The following is a 7,641-nucleotide window of genomic DNA, read 5'->3' as shown; positions in this document are numbered from 1 at the left end:
AGCGGACGCCTGCCACGTCGCCGGAGGCCGCCGCGCCGCCTCGGCCCGCACCCGAGGAGGCCACCGTGGACGCCGCTCCGGTCGTCTCCGCCAAGGAGAGCGCGCCCGCGCAGCCGCGCCGGGAGCCCAAGGCGCAGAACACGGCGGCCCGCCGACCGGCGCGTGGCCGCGGCCAGTCCGGCGCTCGGCGGGCCGAAGCTCCTCAGCCCCAGGCGGCTCCGGTCGCCGCGCACGACCGTCTCGGCGCCCCGCCCGCCCTGCCCGAGAACGGCCTGCGCGTGTTCGCCCTCGGCGGCATCGGCGAAATCGGCCGCAACATGACGGTCTTCGAGTACGGCGGCAAACTGCTGATCGTCGACTGCGGCGTGCTGTTCCCGGAGGACCAGCAGCCCGGTGTCGACCTGATCCTGCCGGACTTCCGCCCCATCGAGGGCCGCATCGACGACGTGGTCGCGGTCGTGCTCACCCACGGTCACGAGGACCACATCGGCGCGGTGCCGTTCCTGCTGCGGTTGCGGCCCGACATCCCGGTCGTCGGCTCGAAGTTCACCCTCGCGCTGGTCGCCGCGAAATGCCGGGAACATCGTCTGCACCCGAAGCTGGTGGAAGTGACCGAGGGGCAGCACACCACGCACGGCCCGTTCGGCTGCGAGTACTTCGCGGTCAACCACTCCATTCCCGACGCGCTCGCCGTCGCCATCCGCACGCCTGCCGGCGTCGCGCTGCACACCGGTGACATCAAGCTCGACCAGCTCCCGCTGGACGGGCGGCTCACCGATCTGGCCGGATTCTCCCGGCTCGGTGACGAGGGCGTCGACCTGTTCCTGGTGGACTCCACCAACGCCGAGGTCCCCGGCTTCGTCACGCCGGAACGCGAGATCGGCGGCGTGCTGGATTCGGTCATCGGCAAGGCTCGCGGCCGGGTCATCGTCGCGTCCTTCGCCAGTCACGTGCATCGCATCCAGCAGGTCGTCGATGTGGCCCAGCAGTACGGGCGGCGGGTGTGCTTCGTCGGGCGTTCGATGGTCCGCAATATGCAGATCGCCCAGGACCTGGGCTATCTCACCGTGCCCGACGGCGTGGTCGTCGACCTCGATGTCGCCGCGACTCTGCCCAGCCACCGCCTGGTATTGATCTCCACGGGTTCGCAGGGCGAGCCGCTGTCGGCGCTGTCGCGGATGGCGCGCGGCGACCACCGGCAGATCAACATCCGCCCCGACGACCTGGTGGTGCTGGCCTCCTCGCTGATCCCCGGCAACGAGAACTCGGTGTTCGCGGTGGTCAACGGCCTGGCTCGGCTCGGAGCCACAGTCGTCACCCAGCAGAACGCCAAGGTGCATGTCTCGGGGCACGCCTCGGCGGGGGAGCTGCTGTACCTGTACAACGCGGTGCGCCCGACGAATGCGATGCCGGTGCACGGCGAGTGGCGCCACCTGCGCGCGAACGCGGCGCTGGCAGTCGCGACCGGCGTGCCGGAGGAGCGGGTGGTGCTCGCCGAGGACGGCGTGGTGGTCGACTTGGTCGACGGCATCGCCTCGGTCGTCGGCCGGGTCCCGGTGGGCCATGTATACGTCGACGGACTATCGGTGGGCGATGTCGGGGAGTCGACGTTGTCCGACCGGCTGGTGCTCGGTGAGGGCGGTTTCATCGCGATCACCGTCGCCATCGACGAGACCACCGGCAAGGCGGTGAGCACCCCGGAGGTCAGCGGACGTGGTTTCTCCGACGATCCCACCGCCCTGCTCGACGCGGCGGAATTGGTGGAAGCCGAACTGCTGCGGCTGGCGGGCGAGGGTGTGACCGACACCCACCGGATCGCGCAGGGTGTGCGCCGGGTGGTGGGCCGCTGGGTGGCCGACACCTATCGTCGTCGGCCGATGATCGTGCCGACCGTCCTCGGCGTCTGATCTTGCGGAAGCCGAAAAGGCGCCGGACAGCTCGGCTGTCCGGCGCCTTTCGCTGATTCGGGACCGGCTACTCCTGGCAGGCGGCGGATTCGATCTTCGCGCTCTTGACGATGTTGCAGGCGAAGGTGTGGTCGACCTTCCATTGGCCGCCCTCGGACACGAACTGGATGAACGCGTCGTCCACCGGGGTGCCGTCGATGGTGACCTTGGCGTCGGCCTTGAGCTTGTTGTCCTTCGGGTCGCCCACGTTGGTGACCTCGACGGTGACCTTCTGCTTCTTCGCGGCGTCGACGAGGTTGGCGACCAGATAGGGATCCTGCTCGGCGGCCTGGATCCAGCTGATCTTCTCCTCGTTGGGCACGTTCGGGTCGAACGCCTTCTGCAGCCGCTCGTTCAGTTGCTGCACGGAGGGCTTGGGCAGTGCGGGTGAGGACGGCGTGGTCGGCGCGGAGCCGGCCTCCTTGTCGCCCTTGTCCGAGCCACCCTCCAATTCACCCGCCGCGTGGCTGGGGTTGGCGCTGGGGCTCGGGGACGAGGAGTCGTCGTTGGACGCGCAGGCGGTCAGCGAGCAAGCGACTGCGGTGAGGACGACGGCCACGGCGGTCCGGAAAGTGCGGTGTTTCACGATGTTTCCTTCGACTCGGAGTCCGGGCGTCAGCCGTGGTTGGACGTGCAGTTCCAGTGCACGATGTAGGCGTCGGAATCGTTGTGCGCCAGGGCTTGGCCCTGGGCGCTGCGGCGCGACGACGCGTACCCCCAACTCCAGGTGCCGGTGCCGCTGGAGTACGCCACGGCGCCGCAGCCGTTGCGGAACCAGACCACCGACTGGCAGTCCGCTGCGCCGCAGGAGCTCACGGCGCGCTGCTGTGCGGCACCCGAGTTCGGGTAGTCGTAGGAGTACCCGATCAAACCGGTGGAGGTGGACAGCGCGATCGCGCCGTAGTTATTGGTGTAGGCGTTCGCGGCGGGCGCGCTGACTGCCAGCGCGGCACCTACCGCCGCGAGCGCGGCTACACCGGTAGCAAACTTCTTCACGAGGATTTGCCCTTCTTGTCATAAGGTCCACGACCCGATGGACCGAGTGACAAGGTACAGAGCCGACTCTCATTGCGCTAGCCGGAGATTTCCCGGCATAGGGAGCCGCGCACACCCCGGGATGGACACGCATTGGTCGGCGTAGAGTCCGGGGTCGTTGCTCCCGCAACCCGGAGCATGCGGTTGCCGTGGACTCCGTACGCGGTGAAATCCGCTGGAGGGCAACGTCATTGCGCATCGTTGCGGGACGGAGCCGAGGAGCGGAATGGTCCGGGGTTCCGCGGTCGGGCTCGCGCCGCCGGGGGTCGCCCCGTCGTGGACACCCGGGTGGCACCGCGATTGCCGCGATCGAGGACCGTCGCGCCGCGCGGCGACGCCGCAGGGTGGTCGGTATGTTCGGGGTGTGACTATGGCACAGCGGGAACGCCGGGAACTCGTCGAGGCGATGGAGGCGGCGGGGCCGGACGCGCGCACGCTCTGCGGCACGTGGACGGTGCGTGACCTGGCCGCGCATCTGGTGGTTCGCGAACGACGGCCCGACGCCGCGCCGGGCATCCTGGTGAAGCCACTCGCGGGGTATCTGGACCGCGTGCAGGCGAAGGCGGCGAACAAGCCGTTTCCCGAGCTGCTGGAGCAGGTGCGGACCGGTCCGCCGTGGTGGTCGCCGCTGCGTCCACTCGACGCGGTGGTCAACCTCTCGGAGATGTTCGTGCATCACGAGGATGTGCGCCGCGCCGAGCCCGGTTGGCAGCCGCGCGAACTGCCCGCGGACGACGAGGACAAACTGTGGTCAACGTTGCGCAAGATGGCCAGGATGGCCTACCGCAAGGCGCCGGTCACGGTCGAGCTGGCGACGCCGGACGGCAGGCGCGCGGTGGTGCGGTCGGCGTCCGAGGACGTCGTCACGCTGACCGGCAAGCCCTCGGAGCTGTTGCTGCACGCTTTCGGTCGGGACGAAGTCCGGCTGGAGACCGCCGGATCCCCCGAAGCCGTCCGTGCGGTGCTCGAAGCGGACCGATCGGTCTGATGGGCGCGTAAGGGCGGATCCGGAGGTTGCCGGCAGCTACTCGGCGACAGCCGCCTGCTCGGGTACGAAACCGTGGTACCAGACGAAATCTCGCGGTGTTCGCAACCGTCCGTGCGCCGGACCGGCACTCCGTCGCCTCCTGGTGGGGCACCCGGCGACCGGCGAAAAGCCGCGAGCGCCGGAACGGTACCAGTGTTGCGGATGGTCCGGATGGGGCGATTGCGGCTAGCCTGGGGCCATGGCAGGTAAGTCCCGCAGCACCCCGACGACTCGGGCGCGGGCGGGATCGGCGCGGGGGAGGACCACCACGGCACGGTCTCGCGCGGCCACGCCCCGCGCGGCGACACCCCGCGCGGCCACGCCCAGAACGACCGCCGCGCCCCGCAGGCGTAGCTCCCCGGCCCGGCGGCCGGCGCGCCGCCCGTCGAACACGGCTCCGCTCGCGGTGATCACGCGCGGTATCGGCAGCGGCTGGACCGTGCTGGCCCGCGGGCTCGGCGCGACCACGCGCACGCTGAGCCGCGCGGGCGAGATCGAACACGGACATCGGCGCGACGGCGCGGCGCTGGCGCTGATCGCGCTGAGCGGCGTGATCGCGGCGGCGGTCTGGTTGTCGGCAGGCGGTCCGATCGGCCACTGGGTGGAGGACGTGATTCGCGCGATCTCCGGATCGGCCTCCGCCGCACTGCCATTCGTCGCCTCCGGGATCGCGGTCGTGCTGATGCGTACCGAACCGCGACCAGAGATCCGGCCGCGGCTGGTGCTCGGCGGCTTGCTGATCGGCTTGCCGATCCTCGGCCTGTGGCACATCGCCGCGGGCGCGCCCACCGACGCGCACGGGCGTTCCCGTGCCGCCGGTTTCGTCGGTTTCGTCACCGGCGGGCCCCTGACCAACGGACTCACCGCCTGGCTCTCGGTCCCGATCCTGTTGCTGGCCATCGTCTTCGGCGCGCTGCTGGTGACCGGGACGACGGTACGCGAGGTGCCGGACAAGCTGCGCCGATACTTCGGCACCGAGACCGGTGGCGACGACTACGGGGAATTCGACGGCGAGTACCGGGATTACGACCCGGCCGAATACGACGCCGACGGCTTCCCGGTGCATCGCACGACCGCCAGGCGGCGGCGCGGTCGCACGCCCGTGGAGAACTACCCGCCCGACGAGTTCGGCGACCCCGACGCGGTCACCGAGGCGCTCGGCGAACCCCCGCTGCGCGACGCCAAGCAGATCCCGGTCGAGGAACCCGCGCCGAAACCGAAGCCGAGGAAGCAGCGTCCGGCCGCGGTGGTGGAAGATCAGACGCCACCGCCCCCGCAGCCGCAGCAACTGGAGTTCGTCCCCGATCGCGAGGTCGAAGGCGATTACACCCTGCCGCCGTTGTCGTTGCTGACCGACGGTGATCCGCCCAAGAAACGCAGCGCCGCCAACGAATCGATGATCGAGGCGATCACCGAGGTACTGGTGCAGTTCAAGATCGACGCCGCCGTCACCGGATTCGTCCGCGGCCCCACGGTCACGCGCTATGAGGTAGAGCTCGGGCCCGGCGTGAAGGTCGAGAAGATCACCGCCCTGGCGCGCAATATCGCCTACGCCGTCGCGACGGAGAACGTCCGGTTGCTCGCGCCGATCCCCGGCAAGTCCGCCGTCGGCATCGAGGTGCCGAACGCCGACCGCGAGCTGGTCCGGCTGGCCGACGTGCTGAAGGCGCCCAGCACCCGCACCGACCACCACCCGCTGGTGATCGGTCTGGGCAAGAACATCGAGGGCGAGTTCGTCTCGGCGAACCTGGCCAAGATGCCGCACCTGCTGGTCGCGGGCTCCACCGGTTCGGGTAAGTCGAGCTTCGTGAACTCGATGCTGGTGTCGCTGCTGCAGCGGGCGACGCCCGACGAGGTCCGGATGATCCTGATCGACCCGAAGATGGTGGAACTCACCCCCTACGAGGGCATTCCGCACCTGATCACGCCGATCATCACCCAGCCGAAGAAGGCCGCGGCCGCGCTGGCCTGGCTGGTGGAGGAGATGGAACAGCGCTACCAGGACATGCAGGCCAACAAGGTGCGCCACATCGACGACTTCAACAAGAAGGTGAAGTCGGGAGCGATCACCGCGCCGCTGGGTAGCGAGCGGGTGTACCGGCCCTACCCGTACATCCTGGCCATCGTCGACGAGCTGGCCGATCTGATGATGACCGCTCCGCGCGACGTGGAAGACGCCATCGTGCGCATCACCCAGAAGGCCCGCGCGGCGGGCATTCACCTCGTGCTGGCCACGCAGCGGCCGTCGGTGGACGTGGTGACGGGTCTGATCAAGACCAACGTGCCCTCCCGGCTGGCCTTCGCCACCTCGTCGCTGACCGACTCCCGCGTCATCCTCGACCAGCCGGGTGCGGAGAAGCTGATCGGCATGGGTGACGGCCTGTTCCTGCCGATGGGCGCGGGCAAGCCCACCCGGTTGCAGGGTGCGTTCATCAGCGACGAGGAGATCCACGCCGTCGTCGAGTTCACCAAAAATCAGGCCGAGCCGGAATACCAGGAGGGCGTGACCGCCGCGAAGGCCGGGGAGAAGAAGGACGTCGACCCCGACATCGGCGACGATCTCGACGTCTTCCTGCAGGCGGTGGAGCTCGTGGTCACCTCGCAATTCGGGTCCACCTCCATGCTGCAGCGCAAGCTGCGCGTCGGTTTCGCCAAGGCGGGGCGGCTCATGGACCTCATGGAGACCCGCGGCGTGGTCGGTCCGAGCGAGGGTTCCAAGGCGCGTGATGTGCTCGTGAAACCCGATGAGCTGGAAGGGTTGCTGTGGTCGATCCGCGGCGGCGGGGACGACGGCGACGCGCAGCCGCCGGAGTGATCCGGCTGGTTCCCTCGGCGAGATTCGAACTCGCATCTCCCGGAATCTAGGTCCGGCGCCTCTACCGATTGGGCTACGAGGGATAGGTCGGAGTTCCGACCTGAGAGGATCGGCACGGACGGAGGGACTCGAACCCCCGGCTCGCGGTTTTGGAGACCGCTGCTCTACCAGCTGAGCTACGTCCGTTCGCACGAAAAAGGGGTCACTCCTCGGCGGTCGGCCGCGGAGTGACCCCTTCGTACGGGTCTGCGAAAGACACGTTCAGGGGCGGCTCCGCGCGCTCATCCGCCACGCGGATGAGGCCGATAGCGCGGTGCCGGCATGCGACTCGAGGGCACCGCTCGGCAACCCCTGCCGCCGCACCGTCCCGGTCATCGTGTCGCCCTCCTGTGGTCTGATCTTCGCCGCTCAGAAACTAACACCGGATGCCGGTGTCGGGAACCGATTTTGCTTCGCCGACGACCCTACCTGGTTCAGTTCTTCCGAGCCTGAAGGGTATCGCTCGACGGCAGTCTCTCCGGGCGCCGGATCAGCCGCCCTTCCCCGTCCGGGCCCCGCTGGAATGAGGCCGGGCAACACCGGTCGTCGGGGCGCCGAGCCGCGCCAGCGAGAGCGTGCCGGTGCCCATGTGGCATCGCAGGTGCACACCGCGCGTAGTCCGGCGATGTCGCCGACGCGGGGCGCGGATCGAAGCGCACCACAGCGCTGAAGACGGGCGGGCCCGTCACGACGCGATGCACCGCCGACCCGGCAAATCCCGCGCGTGCCGGCGCGCGTTCGTCCCGGTCCGCGTGGTTCGGGAGACGGTACTCGTCGGG

General features: G+C 69.4%; 6 protein-coding genes and 2 tRNA genes. 3 read left to right on the top strand and 5 right to left on the bottom strand.

Annotated elements, in window-relative coordinates; genetic code table 11:
* Positions 1 to 65: 65 nt before the first annotated feature.
* Complete coding sequence (locus tag NA8_RS10835) at positions 66 to 1,907, top strand: ribonuclease J (RefSeq protein WP_084466677.1); 1,842 nt, start codon at positions 66 to 68, stop codon at positions 1,905 to 1,907.
* Positions 1,908 to 1,974: 67 nt separating this feature from the next.
* On the opposite strand, the gene NA8_RS10830 is transcribed toward NA8_RS10835, so the two are convergent.
* Entirely contained in the window at positions 1,975 to 2,532 is a 558-nt protein-coding gene (locus tag NA8_RS10830; protein WP_063050224.1) for a WKL family lipoprotein, read from the bottom strand.
* A 29-nt stretch (positions 2,533 to 2,561) separates the two neighbouring features.
* Positions 2,562 to 2,942 carry a DUF4189 domain-containing protein gene (locus tag NA8_RS10825; RefSeq protein WP_169810485.1) on the bottom strand — a complete coding sequence of 127 codons (381 nt, stop codon included), beginning with the start codon at positions 2,940 to 2,942 and terminating at the stop codon, positions 2,562 to 2,564.
* Between the two features lie 403 nt (positions 2,943 to 3,345).
* Here NA8_RS10825 and NA8_RS10820 point away from each other — a divergent pair, with 403 nt between their 5' ends.
* Complete coding sequence (locus NA8_RS10820) at positions 3,346 to 3,969, top strand: TIGR03085 family metal-binding protein (protein WP_084466676.1); 624 nt, start codon at positions 3,346 to 3,348, stop codon at positions 3,967 to 3,969.
* Between the two features lie 225 nt (positions 3,970 to 4,194).
* On the opposite strand, the gene NA8_RS35005 is transcribed toward NA8_RS10820, so the two are convergent.
* Entirely contained in the window at positions 4,195 to 4,422 is a 228-nt protein-coding gene (locus NA8_RS35005; RefSeq protein ID WP_063050221.1) for a hypothetical protein, read from the bottom strand.
* On the opposite strand from NA8_RS35005, the gene NA8_RS10810 reads away from it, so the two are divergent.
* Positions 4,415 to 6,823 carry a DNA translocase FtsK gene (locus NA8_RS10810; protein ID WP_245663763.1) on the top strand — a complete coding sequence of 803 codons (2,409 nt, stop codon included), beginning with the start codon at positions 4,415 to 4,417 and terminating at the stop codon, positions 6,821 to 6,823. The two genes, NA8_RS35005 and NA8_RS10810, sit on opposite strands and share 8 nt — an antisense overlap.
* Before the next feature lie 6 nt (positions 6,824 to 6,829).
* Here the strand turns inward: NA8_RS10810 and NA8_RS10805 are convergent.
* Positions 6,830 to 6,906, bottom strand: a tRNA-Leu gene (locus NA8_RS10805).
* Positions 6,907 to 6,936: 30 nt separating this feature from the next.
* Positions 6,937 to 7,009 (bottom strand) — tRNA-Trp (locus tag NA8_RS10800).
* Positions 7,010 to 7,641 lie beyond the last annotated feature (632 nt).

The sequence above is a fragment of the Nocardia arthritidis NBRC 100137 genome (genome assembly GCF_001612765.1).
Taxonomy (GTDB): domain Bacteria; phylum Actinomycetota; class Actinomycetes; order Mycobacteriales; family Mycobacteriaceae; genus Nocardia; species Nocardia arthritidis.
The sequence above is the reverse complement of the archived record's forward strand: the minus strand, read 5'-3'. Positions and strand labels throughout refer to the sequence as shown.